Source organism: Kitasatospora sp. NPDC058184 (assembly GCF_042883725.1).
In the GTDB taxonomy this organism is placed as follows: domain Bacteria; phylum Actinomycetota; class Actinomycetes; order Streptomycetales; family Streptomycetaceae; genus Kitasatospora.
Window position 1 is genome coordinate 328995 of sequence record NZ_JBHVVE010000002.1, and the last position, 18297, is coordinate 347291.

Annotated in this window: 16 protein-coding genes; 11 read left to right on the forward strand and 5 right to left on the reverse strand. The window is 73.3% G+C overall.

Translation table 11 applies throughout. From position 1 onward, the window contains the following. Positions 1-17: 17 nt before the first annotated feature. Complete coding sequence (locus tag ACFVXH_RS04690; protein ID WP_117491020.1) at positions 18-284, reverse strand: GlsB/YeaQ/YmgE family stress response membrane protein; 267 nt, start codon at positions 282-284, stop codon at positions 18-20. A gap of 259 nt (positions 285-543) precedes the next feature. Here ACFVXH_RS04690 and ACFVXH_RS04695 point away from each other — a divergent pair, with 259 nt between their 5' ends. Further along, positions 544-1788, forward strand: a complete 1245-nt coding sequence (locus ACFVXH_RS04695; RefSeq protein ID WP_387820183.1) for a glycosyltransferase — start codon at positions 544-546, stop codon at positions 1786-1788. A gap of 72 nt (positions 1789-1860) precedes the next feature. Here the strand turns inward: ACFVXH_RS04695 and ACFVXH_RS04700 are convergent, their stop codons facing one another. From ACFVXH_RS04700 to ACFVXH_RS04715, 4 genes are all read right to left on the reverse strand, one after another. Next, entirely contained in the window at positions 1861-3417 is a 1557-nt protein-coding gene (locus tag ACFVXH_RS04700) for an NCS1 family nucleobase:cation symporter-1 (protein WP_387820185.1), read from the reverse strand. 63 nt (positions 3418-3480) lie between these two features. Then, the gene (locus tag ACFVXH_RS04705) at positions 3481-4494 is read right to left on the reverse strand and encodes a TIGR03842 family LLM class F420-dependent oxidoreductase (RefSeq protein ID WP_387820187.1); all 1014 of its coding nucleotides are present in this window, start codon (positions 4492-4494) and stop codon (positions 3481-3483) included. A 168-nt stretch (positions 4495-4662) separates the two neighbouring features. Continuing rightward, positions 4663-6111 carry a dihydropyrimidinase gene (gene hydA / locus ACFVXH_RS04710; protein WP_117490870.1) on the reverse strand — a complete coding sequence of 483 codons (1449 nt, stop codon included), beginning with the start codon at positions 6109-6111 and terminating at the stop codon, positions 4663-4665. Positions 6112-6122: 11 nt separating this feature from the next. Beyond that, complete coding sequence (locus ACFVXH_RS04715) at positions 6123-6965, reverse strand: nitrilase-related carbon-nitrogen hydrolase (protein ID WP_049649708.1); 843 nt, start codon at positions 6963-6965, stop codon at positions 6123-6125. Between the two features lie 430 nt (positions 6966-7395). On the opposite strand from ACFVXH_RS04715, the gene ACFVXH_RS04720 reads away from it, so the two are divergent. The 10 genes from ACFVXH_RS04720 to ACFVXH_RS04765 all read left to right on the forward strand — a co-directional run. Beyond that, positions 7396-10539 (forward strand): hypothetical protein, encoded by a 3144-nt coding sequence (locus ACFVXH_RS04720; protein WP_387820189.1) that lies wholly within the window; start codon positions 7396-7398, stop codon positions 10537-10539. Between the two features lie 145 nt (positions 10540-10684). Further along, positions 10685-10762: a putative leader peptide gene (locus ACFVXH_RS04725; protein WP_107086570.1), complete on the forward strand. Its 78-nt coding sequence runs from the start codon at positions 10685-10687 to the stop codon at positions 10760-10762. A 196-nt stretch (positions 10763-10958) separates the two neighbouring features. Beyond that, positions 10959-11549, forward strand: a complete 591-nt coding sequence (locus ACFVXH_RS04730; RefSeq protein ID WP_387820191.1) for a cysteine dioxygenase — start codon at positions 10959-10961, stop codon at positions 11547-11549. Then, on the forward strand, positions 11543-11929 hold the full coding sequence (locus ACFVXH_RS04735; protein ID WP_049657033.1) for a rhodanese-like domain-containing protein: 387 nt from the start codon (positions 11543-11545) through the stop codon (positions 11927-11929). Before ACFVXH_RS04730 ends, ACFVXH_RS04735 begins: the two co-directional genes overlap by 7 nt. 215 nt (positions 11930-12144) lie before the next feature. Beyond that, positions 12145-13350: an ATP-binding cassette domain-containing protein gene (locus ACFVXH_RS04740; RefSeq protein ID WP_387820193.1), complete on the forward strand. Its 1206-nt coding sequence runs from the start codon at positions 12145-12147 to the stop codon at positions 13348-13350. Continuing rightward, positions 13340-14008: an ABC transporter permease gene (locus tag ACFVXH_RS04745; protein WP_049657035.1), complete on the forward strand. Its 669-nt coding sequence runs from the start codon at positions 13340-13342 to the stop codon at positions 14006-14008. The genes ACFVXH_RS04740 and ACFVXH_RS04745 overlap by 11 nt, the downstream gene beginning before the upstream one ends. Beyond that, positions 14005-14682: an ABC transporter permease gene (locus tag ACFVXH_RS04750; RefSeq protein WP_049657036.1), complete on the forward strand. Its 678-nt coding sequence runs from the start codon at positions 14005-14007 to the stop codon at positions 14680-14682. The genes ACFVXH_RS04745 and ACFVXH_RS04750 overlap by 4 nt, the downstream gene beginning before the upstream one ends. A 43-nt stretch (positions 14683-14725) precedes the next feature. Then, on the forward strand, positions 14726-15664 hold the full coding sequence (locus ACFVXH_RS04755; RefSeq protein WP_387820196.1) for an ABC transporter substrate-binding protein: 939 nt from the start codon (positions 14726-14728) through the stop codon (positions 15662-15664). Between the two features lie 214 nt (positions 15665-15878). Next, entirely contained in the window at positions 15879-16454 is a 576-nt protein-coding gene (locus ACFVXH_RS04760; protein ID WP_375873363.1) for a hypothetical protein, read from the forward strand. Between the two features lie 605 nt (positions 16455-17059). Further along, the coding region (locus ACFVXH_RS04765; protein ID WP_387820198.1) for a chitinase at positions 17060-18297 on the forward strand (1238 nt) is incomplete at its 3' end.

The following is an 18297-nucleotide window of genomic DNA, read 5'->3' on the forward strand; positions in this document are numbered from 1 at the left end:
CGCACCGAACCATTCCGTCAGCGGCGCGAGTTGCCGAACAGCAGCCGGTAGGCGATCAGCAGCACCAGGGCGCCGCCGATCGCCGACACCCAGGTCGCCGCGTCGAAGAAGTGCGCGGAGATCGAGCGGTGCATGAAGTGCGATGCGATCCAGCCGCCGACGAAGGAGCCGGCGATGCCGATCAGGGTGGTCACGATCAGGCCGCCCGGGTCCTTCCCCGGCAGCAGCAGCTTGGCCAGCGCACCCGCCAGCAGGCCCAGCACGATCCACGCGACGATGCTCATCCGGCATCCCTTCCCGTCCAAGGCGCGACGGCCCCGTCCCGTCCGCTCTGCCCGCAAGGACGCCACCGCCCGCCGCCCGGTTCCGCCACCCGCGTCGGCCGCCCCGGTCGGCCACCCGCGCAGCACCGTCCGAACCCGGCAGACGAACCCAGCGGACGGGACCGGCCGACGGGACCGGCTGACGACACCGGCCGCCCAGGCCGGACCGCCCGCGCGTGGCGCCCTTCCCGCGCGCCGCCCGCGCCGAAATACTGCGGCCATGCGCATCCTGATCGCCACCGCCGGCTCCCGGGGCGACGTGGCCCCCTTCACCGGGCTCGGCGTCCGGCTGCGGGCGGCCGGGCATCAGGTGGCCGTCGCCACCCACGACACCTTCGCCGAGTCGGTACGGGCCGCCGGACTGGAGTTCCGCCCGCTGCCGGTCGACCCGCGCGCCGAACTCGCCTCCGCCGAGGGCCGGCGCCTGCTGCGGGCCGGCAGCGGACCGGGCGCCGTCCTGCAACTCCTGCGGCTCGGCCGGAGGTTCATGCCCGCACTCGGCGACGGCATCGCCGACGCCACGGCGCTCGGGACCGACCTGCTGCTGACCACCAGCACCACCAGCGCACTCGGCCAGGTCGCCGCCGAGGCGGCCGGCATCCCCAGCATCGGACTGTACCTCCAACCCATCGCCCCCACCCGGGAGTTCGCGCCCGCCGTCACCGGCACCCGATCGCTCGGCCGGTCCGGCAACCTGCTGGCGGGACACGCCGTCCAGGCCGCGACCGACCAGCTGTTCGTCCCGGCCGTCCGCGGGCTGCGCCGTCGGCTCGGCCTGCCGCCGCTCGGCATCGCCCGGGCCCGCCGCAACCACCCCGTCCTGCACGGCTTCTCGCCACTGGTGGTGCCCCGACCCGCCGACTGGCGCCCCCGGCTGGAGGTGGCGGGCTACTGGTGGCCGGCCGACCGGCCGGACTGGCAGCCCCCGGCCCGGCTGCTCGACTTCCTGGCCGCCGGGCCGCCGCCGGTCTTCGTCGGCTTCGGCAGCCTGGTCGTCCCCGACGCCGAGCGGCTGACCGCGACCGTCCTCGCCGCCGCCCGCGCCGCCCGGGTGCGCCTCCTGCTCCAGTCGGGGTGGAGCGGACTGGCCGCCGAGGACTCGGACTCCGTCCTGACCGTCGGCGACACCCCGCACGACTGGCTCTTCCCCCGCACCGCCGCCGTGGTCCACCACGCGGGTGCCGGCACCACGGCCGCCGCCCTCCGCTCCGGGACCCCCGCCGTCCCCGTGCCCGCCCAGCTCGACGCACCGTTCTGGTCCGCCCGACTGACCCGGCTCGGCGTCTCCCCCGGCCCCGTCCCCCTGCGCGGCCTCACCCCCGCCCGCCTCGCCACCTCCCTCCGGCTGACGCTCGACGACTCCCGCTACCGCACCCGCGCCCGAGCCGTCGCCACCGCCCTGGCCGCCGAGGACGGCGCGGCCAAGGTCCTCGCCGCCGTCGAACGGGTTTCAGCGAACAGCTGACAACTGACAACCGACAACTTTCGAAATCTGTCAGCTGTTCGCTGTCACCCGTCAGTCATTCGCCCTCTCCCGTCAGCCCTCCCCCGCCTCCCCGCTCCCCCTCCCGAACACCCCGCTCAGCCCCAGGTACACCACGGCCGCCGCCGTCAGCCCGACGGCCCAGCCGTAGTCGGCGAGCGGCTTGAGGACGGGGATCAGGCCGTCCGCCGGGAAGGGGCCCTGCTTCGCACCGTCGGCGTCGACGGTGGAGTACGAGCCGCCGACGGCCAGCACGCCGCCCACCAGCAGCGCCGTCACGGCCCGCCAGTTCCAGCCGGCCGCGTACCAGTACGCCCCGCCCGGGCGGTACAGCTCGGCGAGCCGGAGGCGGGTGCGGCGCAGGGCCCAGTAGTCGGCGATCAGCACTCCGCCGACCGTGCCGAGCAGCCCGCCGACCACACCGAGCCAGGTGAAGATGTACACGTGCGGGTCGGAGATCAGCCGCCACGGGAGGATCACGATCCCGACCACTCCCGTGATCAGCGCCCCGGTCCGGAAGGTGACGAAGCGGGGCAGCAGGTTGGCGAGGTCGTACGCGGGCGACACCACGTTGGCGGCGATGTTCACCGACAGCGTCGCGACCAGCACGGTCAGCAGCGCGAACAGGATGCCGACCGGGTTCTCCATCTTGGCGGCCAGCTGGATAGGGTCCCACACCGGGGCCCCGTAGACCGCCTCGGAGCCCGAGGTGACCAGCACGGACAGGAATGCGAAGAGCGTCATCGTGGTCGGCAGGCCGAGCGCCTGCCCGCGTATCTGGGCCCGCTGGCTGCCGCCGAAGCGGGTGAAGTCGGGGATGTTCAGCGAAAGGGTGGACCAGAACCCGATCATGCCCATCAGCGCGGGGAAGAAGACCTTCCAGAAGCCGCCGCCCCACCCCAGCCTGGACGGCTGGTCGAGCAGTGGCCCGAGCCCGCCCGCCTTGACGGTGATCCACACCAGCAGCGCGAGCGCGCCGACGATGACGAACGGCGCCGCCCAGTTCTCGAACCGCCGCAGCGCCTCCATCCCCCGCGCGATGATGGCCATCTCGATCAGCCAGAACAGCAGGAACGAGAGCCACTGCGTCCACGGGTAGCCGCCGAACTCACCGGCTGTGCGCCAGGATTCGCCGAACAGCTTGCCCGCCAGCAGGAAGATGCCCTCGCCGCCGATCCAGGTCTGGATGCCGAACCAGGCGCAGGCCACCGCCGCCCGCAGCAGAGCAGGCAGGTTGGCGCCGCGCAGCCCGAAGGCGGCCCGGGCGAAGACCGGGAACGGGATGCCGTACTTGGTGCCGGCGTGCCCGGTGAGCAGCATCGGGACCAGCACGACGAGGTTGGCGAGCGCGATCGTCAGCACCGCCTGCTTCCAGTCCATGCCGAGCGCGACCAGGCCCGAAGCCAGCGTCCAGGACGGGATGTTGTGGGCCATGCCGACCCAGAGCGCGAGGAAGTTGTACGTGGTCCAGGTCCGCCGTGCCACCGGGACCGGCCGCAGGTCGTCGCTGGTGAAGCCGTTGGGTGGCAAGTCCCCGGCGGCCGGGTCGAGTTCGACCCGGCCGTCGGGGTGGTGCCACTGTCTGCCGTCACTGGTCGCGGTTCCGGGCATGGGCAACTCCCGTCCACCGCGGGCGGATCCGCGGCCGAGCTCGGGTGGGGGCGCCGGGCGGGGTCACAGGTGCGGGATGACGTCCGTCCCGTACGCGTCGATGGTGGTCTCGATGGCGTCGTGCATGGCGTAGACGGCGAACTGGTCGACGCCGAGCGAGCGGAGCTCCGCCAGTCGGGCCCGCTGCGCCTCCACCGGGCCGATCAGGCAGAAGCGGTCGATGATCCCGTCCGGGACGAAGGCCGTGTCCGGGTTCCCGGCCCGCCCGTGGTGGCTGTAGTCGTAGCCCTGGCGGTCCTTGATGTAGTCGGTGAGCGCCTCCGGTACCAGGTCGGAGTGCTCGCCGTAGTGGCTGACCAGGTCGGCGACGTGGTTGCCGACCATCCCGCCGAACCAGCGGCACTGCTCCCGGGCGTGGGCGAGCGCCTCGGGCGAGTCGTCGGCGGTGACGTAGGCCGGGGCGGCGACGCAGATGGTGATCGACTCCGGATCCCGGCCGGCCTCGACGGCGGCGGCCCGCACCGCCTTGACCATGAACTCGGTGAGGTAGGGGTCGGCCAACTGCAGGATGAAGCCGTCGGCCTGACGTCCAGTCAGGTTCAACGCCTTCGGCCCGTACGCCCCCATCCAGATCGGCAGGGAGGCGCCGGCGCGGACCCACGGCAGGTGCATCTCGCTGCCGTCCACCTCGGCGGTGCGCCCCTCGGCCAACTCCTTGATGGCGTGCATGGCTTCGGAGAGCCGGGCGAGGGTGGCGGGGCTCCGCCCGGCGACCCGCATGGCGGAGTCGCCGCGGCCGATGCCGCAGACGGTCCGGTTGCCGTACATGTCGTTGAGCGTGGCGAACGTGGAGGCGGTCACCTCCCAGGTGCGGGTGGAGGGGTTGGTGACCATCGGGCCGACGGTCATCCGCTCCGTCTCGGCGAGGATCCGGCTGTAGATGACGAAGGGCTCCTGCCACAGCACGCAGGAGTCGAAGGTCCAGCCGTGGCTGAACCCGGCCTGCTCGGCGCGGATCATCCGGTCGATGAGCAGTCGGGCGGGCGGGTCGGTCTGGAGGACGAGGCCGATGTCCATGAGGGGCTCCAGGTAAGGGTTTTGACCGCCGCCACCCGGCCGTCGGCCGGATCGGTCGCCCCGGTCGAAGGGGCGGGCCGGCAGCCGGGCGGGCGACCGGACGGCCGGCAGACCGGGCGGCGGCGGGTGGACGTCGAGGAACGGGAGGGGCGGGAATCGGGAGAGGGATCAGACCAGGTACTGGCAGGTGTCCCGGCGCAGGAAGGTGCCGTGGCCGGCCCGGCCGCGCCAGTCGCCGTCGTCCAGCACGACGGTGCCGCGCGACATCACCGTCCGCACCCGGCCGGTGAGTCGACGGCCCTCGTAGGCCGAGTAGTCCACGTTCATGTGGTGGGTCGCGGCGGAGACGGTCTGCACCGCGGTGGGGTCGTAGACCACCAGGTCGGCGTCGGCACCCGGGGCGATGGTGCCCTTGCGCGGGTGCAGGCCGAACATCCGGGCCGGGGTGGTGCAGGCGATCTCGACCCAGCGGCGCCGGCTGATGTGCCCGTCCACCACGGCCTGGTGGAGCAGGTCCATCCGGTTCTCTACGCCCGGCAGGCCGTTGGGGATCTTCGAGAAGTCGCCCCGGCCCAGCTCCTTCTGGCCGACGAAGCAGAACGGGCAGTGGTCGGTGGAGACCACCTGGAGGTCGTTGGTGCGCAGCCCGCGCCAGAGCGCCTCCTGGTGCTCGCGCGGTCTGAGCGGCGTGCTGCACACGTACTTGGCGCCCTCGAAGCCGTCGGCGCCCTCCTCGGCGAGGTTGTCGGTGGAGAGGAAGAGGTACTGCGGGCAGGTCTCGCCGAAGACGTTGAGGCCGGCGTCCCGGGCCCCGACGATTTCGGCGAGCGCGGCGGCTGCGGAGACGTGCACCACGTAGAGCGGGCTGCCCGCCACCTGGGCGAGCTTGATCGCCCGGTGGGTGGCCTCGGCCTCCAGCAGTTCGCGCCGGACCTCGCCGTGGTAGCGGGGGGCGGTCCTCCCGGCGGCGAGCGCTTGTTCGACCAGGACGTCGATGGCGATGCCGTTCTCCGCGTGCATCATGATCAGCCCGCCGTTGGCGGCGCCGCGCTGCATGGCCCGCAGGATGCGGCCGTCGTCGCTGTAGAAGACGCCGGGGTAGGCCATGAAGAGCTTGAAGGAGGTGGACTCGCCGGAGTCCACGAGGGTGTCCATCTCCTTGAGCACGGCGTCGTTGACGTCGGAGACGATGGTGTGGAAGGCGTAGTCGATCGCGCAGTTGCCCTCGGCCTTGGCGTGCCAGGTGTCCAGGCCCTCGCGCAGCGAGCCGCCGACCGACTGGACGGCGAAGTCCACGATGGTGGTGGTGCCGCCCCAGGCCGCGGCGCGGGTGCCGGTCTCGAAGGTGTCGGAGGCCGCGGTGCCGCCGAACGGCAGCTCCATGTGGGTGTGGGCGTCGACGCCGCCCGGGATGACGTAGTGGCCGGTGGCGTCGATGACGGTGTCGGCGGTCCAGGCCTCGGCGGCGGAGCTGCCGGTGGTGGCCAGGGCGGCGACGCGCTCGCCCTCGATCAGGACGTCGGCGTGGAGTTCCTCGGTGGCGGTGATGACGAGGCCGCCGCGGACGACGGTGCGCTGGTGCGGGTCGCGGGTGGCCCTCACGTCGTTGGTGGTCATCGCGCTGCTCCTCAGGCCTCGGCGAGCGGTCCGTAGGCGTCGGGCCGGCGGTCCCGGTAGAACGCCCACTGCTGGCGGACCTGTTCGATCAGGCCGAGGTCGAGGTCGCGGACGACGAGTTCCTCCTCCTTGTCGGAGGCGACGTCGCCGACGAACTGCCCGCGCGGGTCGACGAAGTAGGAGGTGCCGTAGAAGTCGTTGTCGCCGTACTCCTCGGTGCCGACGCGGTTGATCGCGGCGACGAAGTACTCGTTGGCGACGGCGGCGGCGGGCTGTTCGAGCTGCCAGAGGTAGGCGGACAGGCCGCGGCTGGTGGCGGAGGGGTTGTAGACGATCTGCGCGCCGGCCAGGCCCAGGGCGCGCCAGCCCTCGGGGAAGTGGCGGTCGTAGCAGATGTACACGCCGACCTTGCCGACGGCGGTGTCGAACACGGGCCAGCCGAGGTTACCGGGCTTGAAGTAGTACTTCTCCCAGAAGCCCTTGACCTGCGGGATGTGGTGCTTGCGGTACTTGCCGAGGTAGCTGCCGTCGGCGTCGATGACGGCGGCGGTGTTGTAGTAGACGCCGGCCTGTTCCTCCTCGTAGACCGGGACGACCATCACCAGCCCGAGCTCGCGGGCGAGGTCCCGCATCCGGCGCACGGTCGGGCCGTCGGGGACGGCCTCGGCCCAGCGGTAGTGCTCGGCTTCCTGGACCTGACAGAAGTACGGGGAGTTGAAGACCTCCTGGAAGCCGATGATCTTCGCTCCCTGGGCGGCGGCCTCGCGGGCGTACCGCTCGTGGAGCGCGATCATGCTCTCCTGGTCACCCGTCCAGCGGGTCTGGACGAGCGCGGCCCGGACGATCTGCGACATGGTTACCTCCGCAACTCCGCGGCCCGGCCGTGCGGTCGGGCCCGCGGTCTGAGGGTTGACGGGGCGGGTCTCGCCTGCGGGTCCGCTCGGGGAACCGCAGGGTCTACGTGCGTAGAAAGCGATCTGTAGACGGTAGGCCCGGCCTCGGTGGCCTGACAATACGTCGGTGGAAACGCGTCTGGGGTGATCTTGTTGCGCGGACACGCGGATGGTCCCGGGTGGGATGAAAAGCTGATCTACCCCACGCGTCGCCTTCTTACTCGTTCGAGTGAAACCGGACACCCTGGGTGCGCAATCGGCGATGGTGGGGTAAGACCCGCGTGGACATCGCGGTGGATCACTACGGATCGTCAGTCATCAGTGGTTTCCTACGAGTTCAGCGTCCCGGTCACGGGGGATCGGGGCGGCCAAGCGGGGGGTGACGATGGTGGTGGCGGATTCCGCGACGGAGACGGCGGCGGCGAAGGAAGCGGCGGAGGCGACGGGTACGGCAGATAGCGCGGCGGGCGGAGGCCCGGCGGCGCGGCCGCCCGCCCTGCCCGCCTGGGCCGGCCTGCTGCTCGCCCTCGGCGCCCTGCTGCCGGTCCTCCTCGGCGGGCTGCTGTTCCGCCACCGGGCACCGCGCGTACGGGACGTCGCCCTCCAGCTCGCCGGTTCCCGTGCGGCCGCCGAGGCCGTGGTCGGCGGCCGCGCCGCGGACCACCTGGCCGCGCTGCGCGCCGACGGCTGGCTGATCGGCGGCTACGGGCTGACGTTGCTCGCCGCCGCGCTGCTCGGCGGGTACGTGCTCGGGCCGGCCCGCCGGCGGCTGTCGGCCGTCGCGGTCGGCGGCGCCGGGCTGCTCGCGGCCTGCTGCGACCTGGGCGAGGACGCGCTGCTGCGCGCCGGGCTGGACGGCCTCCACACGGGTGCGGGCGGTTCCGACACCCCCTTCGCCGTCGCCACCGCGCTCGCCACCGTCAAGTGGCTGCTGCTCCTGCCCGCCGGGGTGCTCGCGGCGGGCATCCTGCTGGTGACCGCCACCCGCGCGGTGCGCGGGCTCCGGCCGTCGCGGGCGGGCGCGAAGGCCCGCGGCACCGACTCCCCCGACCGTCCGGCGCTGATCCCGCCCTGGCCGATCGCCGCCCGGCGCGGCGCCACGGCACCCGCCGCCGAAGCGCCGGACGCCCCGGACACGCCCGTCCGGCACGCCCACTGGCGCGACGCCGCCCGGGTGCCGCCCGGCCGCGAACCCGCCGAACTCGGCTTCTGCGCCTCCGGCGGCGGCATCCGCTCCACCTGCGTCACCCTCGGCGCGCTCCAGTCGCTGCGGCCGTGGCTGAAACGGGCCCGCTACCTGGTCTCCGTCTCGGGCGGCGGCTACACCGTCGGCGCGCTCCAGCTCGCGCTCAGCGACTCCGCGCCCGGCAGCCCGGTGCGCGCCGTCTCGGGCCTGACGGCCGACACCGTGATGGAGCCCGGGTCCCCCGAGGAGGACCACCTCCGCCGGCACGGCAAGTACATCGCCGACGGCGCGGGCGAATGGCTGGTCGCCCTCGGGACGCTGCTGCGCGGGGTGCTGTCCGCCCTCACCCTGCTGCTGGCCGCAGTCCTGACGCTCGGCCTCGGGCTCAGCCGCTTCTACCGGGCCGTGCCGCTCACCGACCTGAGCCACCTGGCGGCGGCCGGGCTGCGCCACGCCGGCGCCGTACCGGGGCCGTTGGAGTTCCGGGCACCGGCGCTCGCCGCCTTCGGCCTCCTGCTGGCCTCGGCCACCGGGTGCTGGCTGCTCTGGCTGCTGGCCTTCCCCTCGCTCGGCTGGCAGGCGCTGCTGCCACGGGCGCTGCGCAGGGCCAATCTCGGCCTGCTCGCCCTGGCCGCCCTGCTGGCCGTCGGGGTGCTGGTGGTACCGGGCCTGGCCTGGGGCGCGGTGCGGCTCCAGCAGGCGCTGGCGGCGGGGCCGCAGCTCACCGGCGCGGGGCTCGGCCTGACCGTGGCGCTCAGCTACCTGGCGCTGCTGCTCGGCATACTCTGGCGCGACCGCCGGACGCCCGGTCGGGGTGGCACCACGCCGGGCGCGGCGGGCCGGCCCCGTGTCAGCGGCGCCAGCCTCCCGCAGACCCTCGTGGTCTGCTCCGCCCTCCTGGCGCTGACGGCGGGTGCGCTGCTGGCCCTCGGCTGGGCGGTCGCCACCGGCTACGCCTGGCCGACGGCCGTCCAGGTGCTGCTGCCCCTGGTGCTCGGCGCGGTCGGGCTGAACCTCGACCAGACCTGGGTGAGCCTGCACCCGTTCTACCGGTTGCGGCTGGCCTCGGCGTTCGCGGTCCGGCGGGCCACCGAGGGCGGCCGGTCGGTGGCCCGCCCGTACCACTTCTTCCGGGAGCAGACGTGGCTGAGCCACTACGGCGCCCGGCACCCCGACTTCCCTCAGGTGATCTTCTCGGCGGCGGCCAACCTGTCGGGCAACTCCCGTACGCCACCGGGCCGTCCGGCGGCCTCCTTCTCCCTCTCCTACGACTACGTGGGCGGCCCGGACATCGGGTACGCGCGCACCGACCTGCTAGAGCGGCGCACCAGTGCGCACATCGCCCGGGACCTCACCGTGCAGTCGGCGATGGCCGTCTCCGGCGCGGCCTTCTCCTCCGCGATGGGGCGGGAATCCCGCGTCTACCAGCGGCTGTTCGCGGTGACCAACGCCCGCCTCGGGACGTGGCTGCCCAACCCGGCAGTGCTCGGCCCCGACTGGTCCGGTCCGCCGGACTGGCGCCGCCCCGCGCAGCCCGCCGTCCGCCGCCTCCCGTACCAACTGCGGGAGCTGATCGGGCGGTTCCCGGCCGACGACCGCTTCCTGCTCACCACCGACGGCGGCCACTACGAGAACCTCGGGCTGGTCGAGCTGCTGCGGCACCGGGTGCGGACGGTGGTCTGCATCGACGCCAGCGGCGACGCGGGGTACGCCACCAACCTGGCCGCCGCGATCACCCTGGCCCGCGAGGAGCTGGGCGTCGCCATCACCCTGCACGAGCCCGAGCTGCTGATGCCGGGCACCGCCGCCGACCGGCCCGCCGAGGGTGACGACGCGGACGGCCGCACGGACGACGGCGTGCAGGGCCGCGCGGGCCGCCGGCCGCCGCTGCGCGGGCTCGCGGCGCAGCTCTCCGCCCGGCTCTCGGCCCGGGCGGTGGTCACCGGGGACATCCGCTACCCGGATCTGGACGAGGGGCCCGGGGCCGTCCGGCACGGCCGGCTGATCCTCCTCCAGGCGGTACTGACCCCCGGGATGCCGTACGAGCTGCACGCCTACGCGATGGCGAACCGGGCCTTCCCGAACGACCGCACCAGCGACCAGTGGTTCGACCACCAGCAGTTCGACGCCTACCAGACGCTCGGCCGTCACCTGGGAGAACAGGCCGCGCCGCTGATCGAACACGCACTGACCGACCAGGCGAGGGCCGACCAGGCGCGGGCCGAGCAGGCACCGGCCGGACCGGCCCCGGGCCCCACCGGGTCGGTGCCCGCACAGCCGACGCGCGACACCGACCCGGCACCGTCCGCCGCGGCTCCCCCGGCACCGCGCCGCCCGGCCGAGGAGTAGCCGGGAGGCGACCGACGGATGCTCGAAGGGCGCTCGGCGAGCGGGCGAGGGGTAGCCGACCGGTCCGCCGGTCGCCGGGAACGGGCGGCGGCGGACGGTCGGCCCGGCTTGACTTCCTCCGCTTCGCTCGGGAAAGATCCGGCGCATGGACTCCGGCGCCACTCTGGTATGCCGCCTGCACGTCGATCTGCGACGCCAGGCGAGTTCCATCTGTGCCTGTTGACCTTGTTCTCCCCCGCCGGTCCCGCTCTGTGACGTCTGCCAGGGCCCGCGCCGCGCACCCGCACCCGCAGTCCTGACCCCGCACCCGCCCCGGCGCACCCTTGCGTGCCGGGCCGCCCCGTCGGCCCGCGCCCTCCACCGCCGCCGGACACCGGGCGCTTCCCACCGACGTTCCCGCCGCACCCGAGGACGCCCTCATGACTCTGAGCCCGAGCCCGAGCATCAGCCCCGAAACCCAGCCGACCGTAAACCCCGACAACACCCGCCCCGCCGCCGCAAGCCCCACGAGCACCCCCGAGCCACCACCGACGCCGCCCGCCGGGGGCACCCCCGCGCCGCTCACCCCCAGCACCCTGCGGACCATCGTCCGCGAACTGGCCGAGCGGCCCGAGGAGTGGATCCACCACGTCCGCCTCTCCACCGAGGAGCGCTGGTACCGGCGGCTGGCCGCGGACGACGACCACGAGGTGTGGCTGATCAGCTGGTTGCCCGGCCAGTCCACCGGCTTCCACGACCACGGCGGCTCGCGCGGCGCCTTCGCCGTCGCCCTCGGCGAGTTGGAGGAGCTGTCCCTCGGCGGGCCCGAACAGGGCCTGCTGATCCGCCGGATCCCGGCCGGCACCGCCCGCGCCTTCGGCCCCGAGTACGTGCACGACGTGCGCAACACCGCCGTCGGCCCCGCCGTCACCCTGCACGCCTACTCGCCGCCGCTGAGTTCGATGGCGCACTACGACCTGCGGGCCGGCGGGCTCGTCCGCACCTCCGAGGAAGGACCTGAACAGTGGTGACCACGATCGACGACCTGGTGGAGCGGGCCCGGGAGGGCGTCCACCGACCGCGCGCCCGCGAGGCGTACCAGGCCCAGCTGGACGGCGCGCTGCTGGTGGATATCCGCCCGGCGGCGCAGCGGGCGGCCGAGGGGGAGATCCCCGGCTCGCTGATCATCGAACGCAACGTGCTGGAGTGGCGGCTCGATCCGACGGGCAGTCACCGGATTCCCGAGGCCTCGGGCTACGACGTCGAGGTGGTCGTGGTCTGCTCCGAGGGCTACGCCTCCAGCCTGGCCGCGGCCTCCCTGCGCGAGCTGGGACTGCACCGGGCGACCGACCTGGACGGCGGTTTCGTCGGCTGGGCGGCCGCCGGCCTGCCGACCCGTCAGGGCGGCTGAGCCTGCGGTCGCACCGCGTGCCGGGGCGGTAAATCAGGGACAGGAGATGATGCAGGTCATAGTGTGATCAGAGTTTCCGCTGGTCCAAAGCCGGGCAACCACGCGGGCGGAAGTACGCCCGGGCGCTTGAAACCGCCGCCACCGAACGACCCTGACCGAACGACCGAACGACCCAGGCGCCGCCTTTCCGGGGCGCCCTGACGAGGAAACTCCACGTGATCAGATTCGAGGGCGCGGGAATGCGCCACCCCGACGGCACCATCGCCGTCGAGGGACTGGACCTGGAGGTCCCGACCGGTCGGATAACCGTCCTGGTCGGACCGTCCGGCTGCGGGAAGACCACCCTGCTACGCATGGTCAACCGGATGGTCGAGCCCACTTCGGGCCGGGTCCTGCTGGACGACACGGACGTCGCGAAGCTGGAACCCGCCAAGCTGCGCCGCGGCATCGGGTACGTGATCCAGCAGGCCGGGCTCTTCCCGCACCGCAAGGTGATCGACAACATCGCCACCGTCCCCTACCTGCTCGGCTGGGACCGGAAGAAGGCCCGCGCCCGCGCCGCCGAACTGCTCGAACTGGTCGGGCTCGCGCCCGAGACCGCGAAGCGGTACCCGTTCCAGCTGTCCGGCGGCCAGCAGCAGCGGGTCGGCGTGGCGCGCGCGCTGGCCGCCGACCCGCCGGTGCTGCTGATGGACGAGCCGTTCAGCGCGGTCGACCCGGTGGTGCGGGCCGGGCTCCAGGAGGAGCTGCTGCGGCTCCAGTCCGAGCTGCACAAGACGGTGCTGTTCGTCACCCACGACATCGAGGAGGCCGTCCGGCTCGGCGACCAGGTGGTGGTGCTGCGCGAGCACGGCCGGATCGCCCAACTGGCCGACCCGCACACCCTGCTCACCACCCCCGCCGACGAGGGCGTGGCCGCCTTCCTCGGGCGCGACCGGGGCCTGCGCGGCCTCGCCCTGCGCCCCGCGAGCGGCGTCCGGCTCCGCCTGGTGGGCGACGGACTCCGGTACGGCGGCTGGGAGTTGGCCCTGGACGACGGGCGCCGCCCGATCGGCTGGATCGACCGCGACGCCGTCACCGCCGAGCTGCACCCGGCGGCGGCCTTCCGCCCGGACGCCGACACCCTGCGCACGGCGCTGGACGCCGCCGTCCTCTCCCCCGCCGGGGTCGCGGTCGCGCTGGACGCCGAGGGCCGGGTCACCGGCACCGCGAGCCGCGAGGCCGTCCTCGCCGCACTGCGGCCCGACGTCTCCGGCCCGCCGGCCGCCGGTCCGTCTGCCACTGGTCCGTCTGCCACCGGTTCGCCGGCCGCTGATGCGCCCGTCCGCACCGACAAGCCCCCGGCCACCACCGGCCACCCGGACGACACGGGCGGCCCGGACGGAACGGGCAGCACGGACGGAGCCGACGGTGGACGATGAACCGATCGTCCGCTGGTACTGGATCGGCGACCACCTCGGCTACCTGGGCCACCTGCTCGCCGACCATGCCGTGATCGCCCTCGTCCCCGTGCTCATCGGCCTGCTGCTGGCCGTCCCGCTCGGCCTGGCCTGCGCCCGCTACCCCCGGCTGTACCAGCCGCTCTCCGCCGTGTTCAACATCGTCTACGCGCTGCCCTCGCTGGCCGTGTTCGTGGTGCTGATCCCGTACACCGGCCTCGCCACCCAGGCGACGGTGATGATCCCGCTCACCTTCTACGCCCTCGCCGTGCTGCTGCCGACCACCGTGGACGGGCTGCGCGCCGTCCCGGACTCCGTCCGGCAGGCCGCCACCGCGATGGGGTACGGGCCGTGGCACCGGCTGACCTCGGTCGAGCTGCCCGCCGCCGTGCCGTACCTGATCGCCGGACTGCGGGTCGCGGCGGTGTCCAGCATCTCGCTGGCCAGCGTCGGCGCGCTGGTCGGTCGCGGCGGGCTCGGCTACCTGTTCGTCGACGGCTTCCAGCGCACCTTCCCGACCCCGATCCTGGCCGGCATCGTGCTGATCGCCGTCCTCGCGCTGGCCGTCGACCTGGTGCTGGTGGCCGCCCGGCGGCTGCTCGCGCCCTGGGCCGTCCGGGAGAAGGGAGCGGGCTCGTGAACTGGCTGAACTGGCTGAGCGACTTCTTCACCGACCCGGACCACCTCAGCGGGCCGGACTCGATCGTGCACCGGGTCTCCGAGCACCTGCTGCTCTCCGGCGCGGCCTTGCTGTTCGCGGCGCTGCTCGCCGTCCCGCTCGGGCTGCTGATCGGCTACACCGGGCGCGGCGTCACCGTGGTGACCGCGCTCGCGGGCGCCGCCCGCGCCCTGCCCACCCTCGGCCTGGTGACGCTGGCGGTGCTGCTCGCCGGGGTCGGCGACACCGCCGTACTGGTCCCGCTGGTCGCGCTCGCCGCGCCGCCGCTGCTGGTGGCCGCCGTCGAGGGGGTGCGCGGCACCGACCCGGACGTCCGGGACGCGGCGCGCGGCATCGGGCTGACCCACCCCCAGGTGCTGTGGCAGGTCTGCCTGCCCTCGGCCGCCCCGACCCTGCTGGCGGGCTTCCGCACCGCGACCGTGCAGGTGATCGCGACCGCCACGGTGGCCGCCTACGTCGGGCTGGGCGGCCTCGGCCGCTACGTCATCGACGGGCTGGCGACCCGCAAGTACGCCGTGACCGTGGGTGGCGCGCTGCTGGTGGTCCTGCTCGCGGTCGTCGCCCAGCTGTTCTTCGCCCTGCTCGCCCGGTTCGCGCTCCCGCCCGGGGTGCGCGCCCAGCAGCGGCCCCGCTGACTCCGTTCCCCTCCCCTCCCGTTCCGGAAGGACATCTGTCACCATGTCGACAATCAACCGAAGCCGCCGCGTCGCCGCCCTCGGCACCCTCGCCGCGCTCACCCTCGGCGCCACCGCCTGCGGCTCCTCCGGCGGCAACCCGCTCGACGGGGGTTCGAGCGCCTCGGCCCCCGCGGGCGGCGCGGGCGGGTCCGGCTCGACCGTGGTGGTCGGCTCGGCCAACTTCCCGGAGAACGTCCTGCTCGGGTCGATCTACTCGCAGGCGCTCAAGGCCAAGGGCGTGAAGGTCCAGGAGAAGTTCAACATCGGCAGCCGCGAGGTGCTCTACGGGCAGTTGCAGAGCGGCAACCTCACCGTCCTGCCGGAGTACAACGGCTCGCTGCTCGCCTACCTGGACGCCAAGTCCACCGCCGTCACCACCCAGGACGTGAACGCGGAGCTCGCCAAGACGCTGCCCGCCACGCTGGGCATCCTCGAGTCCTCCCCGGCCGAGGACAAGGACTCCCTCAGCGTCACCCAGGAGACGGCCGACAAGGACAACCTCAAGAGCATCGCCGACCTCGCCGCCAAGGCCGGCGAGTACACCATCGGCGGGCCGCCGGAGTTCAAGAGCCGCCGCGAGCAGCAGCTCAAGGACGTCTACGGGCTGACCTTCAAGGAGTGGAAGCCCACCGGCGACGCCACCGCGAACGCGCTCAAGGACGGCAGCATCCAGGTCGGCAACGTGTTCACCACCGACCCGAAGATCGTCCAGTACAAGCTGGTCCCGCTCGCCGACCCGAAGAACATCTTCGGCGCCCAGAACGTCACCCCGCTGGTCAACAAGGCGGGCGTGGACGCGACCGCGACGGCGGCGCTCAACGCGGTGTCGGCCAAGCTCGACACGGCCGGGCTGGTGGCGCTGATGAAGCGCGTGTCGGTGGACAAGGAGGACCCGTCGGCGGTCGCCAAGGACTGGCTGAAGTCCAACGGCCTCGGCTGACGGCAATTCGGCCCGGCGGCCGTGGAGCGTGAACGCGGCGGCCCGGAGGAAGCTCCTCCGGGCCGCCGTCCGCCGTTCCGGAGGCACCGTCCCTGGGCTTTCCGGGTGCGCTCGCGTGTGCGCTCACAGGTGCGCTCACGGGTGCGTTCCAGGTGCTTTCCGACCACTGAAGGGACCTTCCCTTCTGCGGCGCGAACATGACAGTCTGGGCGCCATGCGCACTCGTCTCCTCGCCGCCACCCTCACGGCACTCGCCGCGGTGAGCCTCGCTGCCTGCTCCAGCTCCGGATCGGACTCGGGCAAGGCCACCTCCGCGGCCGGCTCCCCCACCGCCCCCGCCGCCTCGGGCGCCGCGCCCTCCGACGCCGCCACGCCCGCGGCGACGACGCCCGCGGCCCCCGGGTCCGACTCGGCCGCCCCCACGGCCGACGGCGGCACCGGCGCGCCCGCCCCCGACGCCGGCGCCTCGGGAGCCCCCGCACCGTCCAAGCCCGCGCCGCCCGCCGACGCCGGACTGCCCGCCAAGCCGGGCACCGACGTGACGGCCAAGCTGGTCTCCGCGCTGGACGCGATCGACCCGGCGATCGTCGGCGGCAAGCCGGACCAGGCCGTGGACCGGGCGCGCAACCAGTGCCAGTCGATGTACCAGTTCCCCAAGGACAAGCAGAAGCTGGCGGACCTGGCCAACCAGCGCTTCACCTCCGCCGACCACCCGCAGGGCTTCGGGCCGGACACCGCCACGAAGATCAACGACGCGCTGCTCGCCACGCTCTGCCCGCCGTCCCGCTGACCCGCCGATCCGCTGGTCCGCTGGTCCGCTGGTCCGCTGGTCCGCTGGTCCGCGGCACCATGAACCGCCCGGTGTCCTGAGCGCCGGGCTGCCGTGGCCGCGCCCCATTCCGGGTGCGCGGCCACGGTCTTCTCGTTTCCGGCGCCCCTCACCGCCGCCCCTCGCCGCCACCTGGAGTGCCCGACACCGTCCTCCCAGCGGGCCCCACCGGCGGCCCACCCGTCCCGATGCCAGTCCGCCCCCCTTCCGTCGCGCGGGCCGTATGCTGACGAACTGTTAGGACTCTTGACAGACCAGTGGTCTAGTCCAAACATAAGCATGTCGATCCGACCGGGATGCACTGTGGGGGTGTGACCACCGGCGGCTGAGGCACTGCCATGCCCTGCCATGCTCCGCTCCACCCCCGCTCCGTACGGCGCGCGCTTCCGCACGCCGCCCGCGTCCACGCGAGTCGGTGGGCCTTCGCACGCCCGCACGCCCCCGCACTTCCCCGTACTCCCGGTTCCGACCCGGTCCCGGGGCCGCCGCCGACCCCACACGGCCGCCCCACCCGGACCGACCGCACCTCCCCAACGTCCTGCCCCACCAAGTCTGTTGGAGAATCCATGCGCCTCCGCCGAACAGTCCAGGCCGTGTTGACGGCCTGCGCCACGCTGGCCGCCTCGGCCGGCCTGGTCGCCGCCGGGACGAGCTCCGCCCAGGCCGCCACCCCGCTCCCCAGCCGGGTCTTCGCCCCCTACTTCGAGTCCTGGACCGGCCAGAGCCCGGCCCAGCTGGCCGCGCAGTCCGGCGCCAAGCACCTGACCATGGCGTTCCTCCAGGCCGCCACCAAGGGCTCCTGCACGCCGTACTGGAACGGCGACACCTCCAAGCCGGTGTCCTCCTCCACGTTCGGTGCGGACATCGCGACCATCCGCGCCAACGGCGGGGACGTGATCCCGTCCTTCGGCGGCTACACCGCCGACAACACCGGCACCGAGATCGCCGACAGCTGCACCGACGTCAACCAGATCGCGGCCGCCTTCCAGAACGTGATCACCACCTACGACGTCAGCCGGATCGACCTCGACATCGAGGACAACTCGCTGACCAACACCGCCGGAATCGACCGCCGCAACAAGGCCATCAAGCTCGTGCAGGACTGGGCCGCCGCCAACGGGCGGAGCATCCAGTTCTCCTACACGCTGCCCACCACCACCTCCGGGCTGGCCAGCAGCGGTCTCGCGGTGCTGAAGAACGCGGTCAGCAACAACGCGCGGATCGATGTCGTCAACATGATGACCTTCGACTACTACGACAACGCCGCCCACGACATGGCGGCCGACACCCAGACCTCCGCGCAGGGCCTCTACAACCAGCTCGCCAAGCTCTACCCGTCCAAGACCCCCGCCCAGCTGTGGGGTTCGATCGGGATCACCGAGATGATCGGTGTCGACGACTTCGGTCCGGCCGAGACCTTCACCCTGGCCAACGCCACCACCGTGTACAACTGGGCGGTCTCCAAGGGCATCAACACGCTGTCCTTCTGGGCCCTCCAGCGCGACAACGGCGGCTGCCCGGGCACGGCCGGCAACGACAACTGCTCCGGGATCGCCCAGAACACCTGGGACTTCACCCACGTCTTCGCGCCGTTCACCAGCGGCTCGACGGTGAGCAACGACTTCTCGGTGTCGGCCAGCCCGAACTCCGCCACGGTCGCGGCCGGTTCGTCCACCTCGGCCACCATCGCGACGGCCGTGACGGCGGGCTCCGCGCAGAGCATCAACCTCACGGTCAGCGGCGCCCCGGCCGGCGTCACCGCCACCGTCACCCCCGGCAGCGTCACCGCCGGCAACAGCGCCAC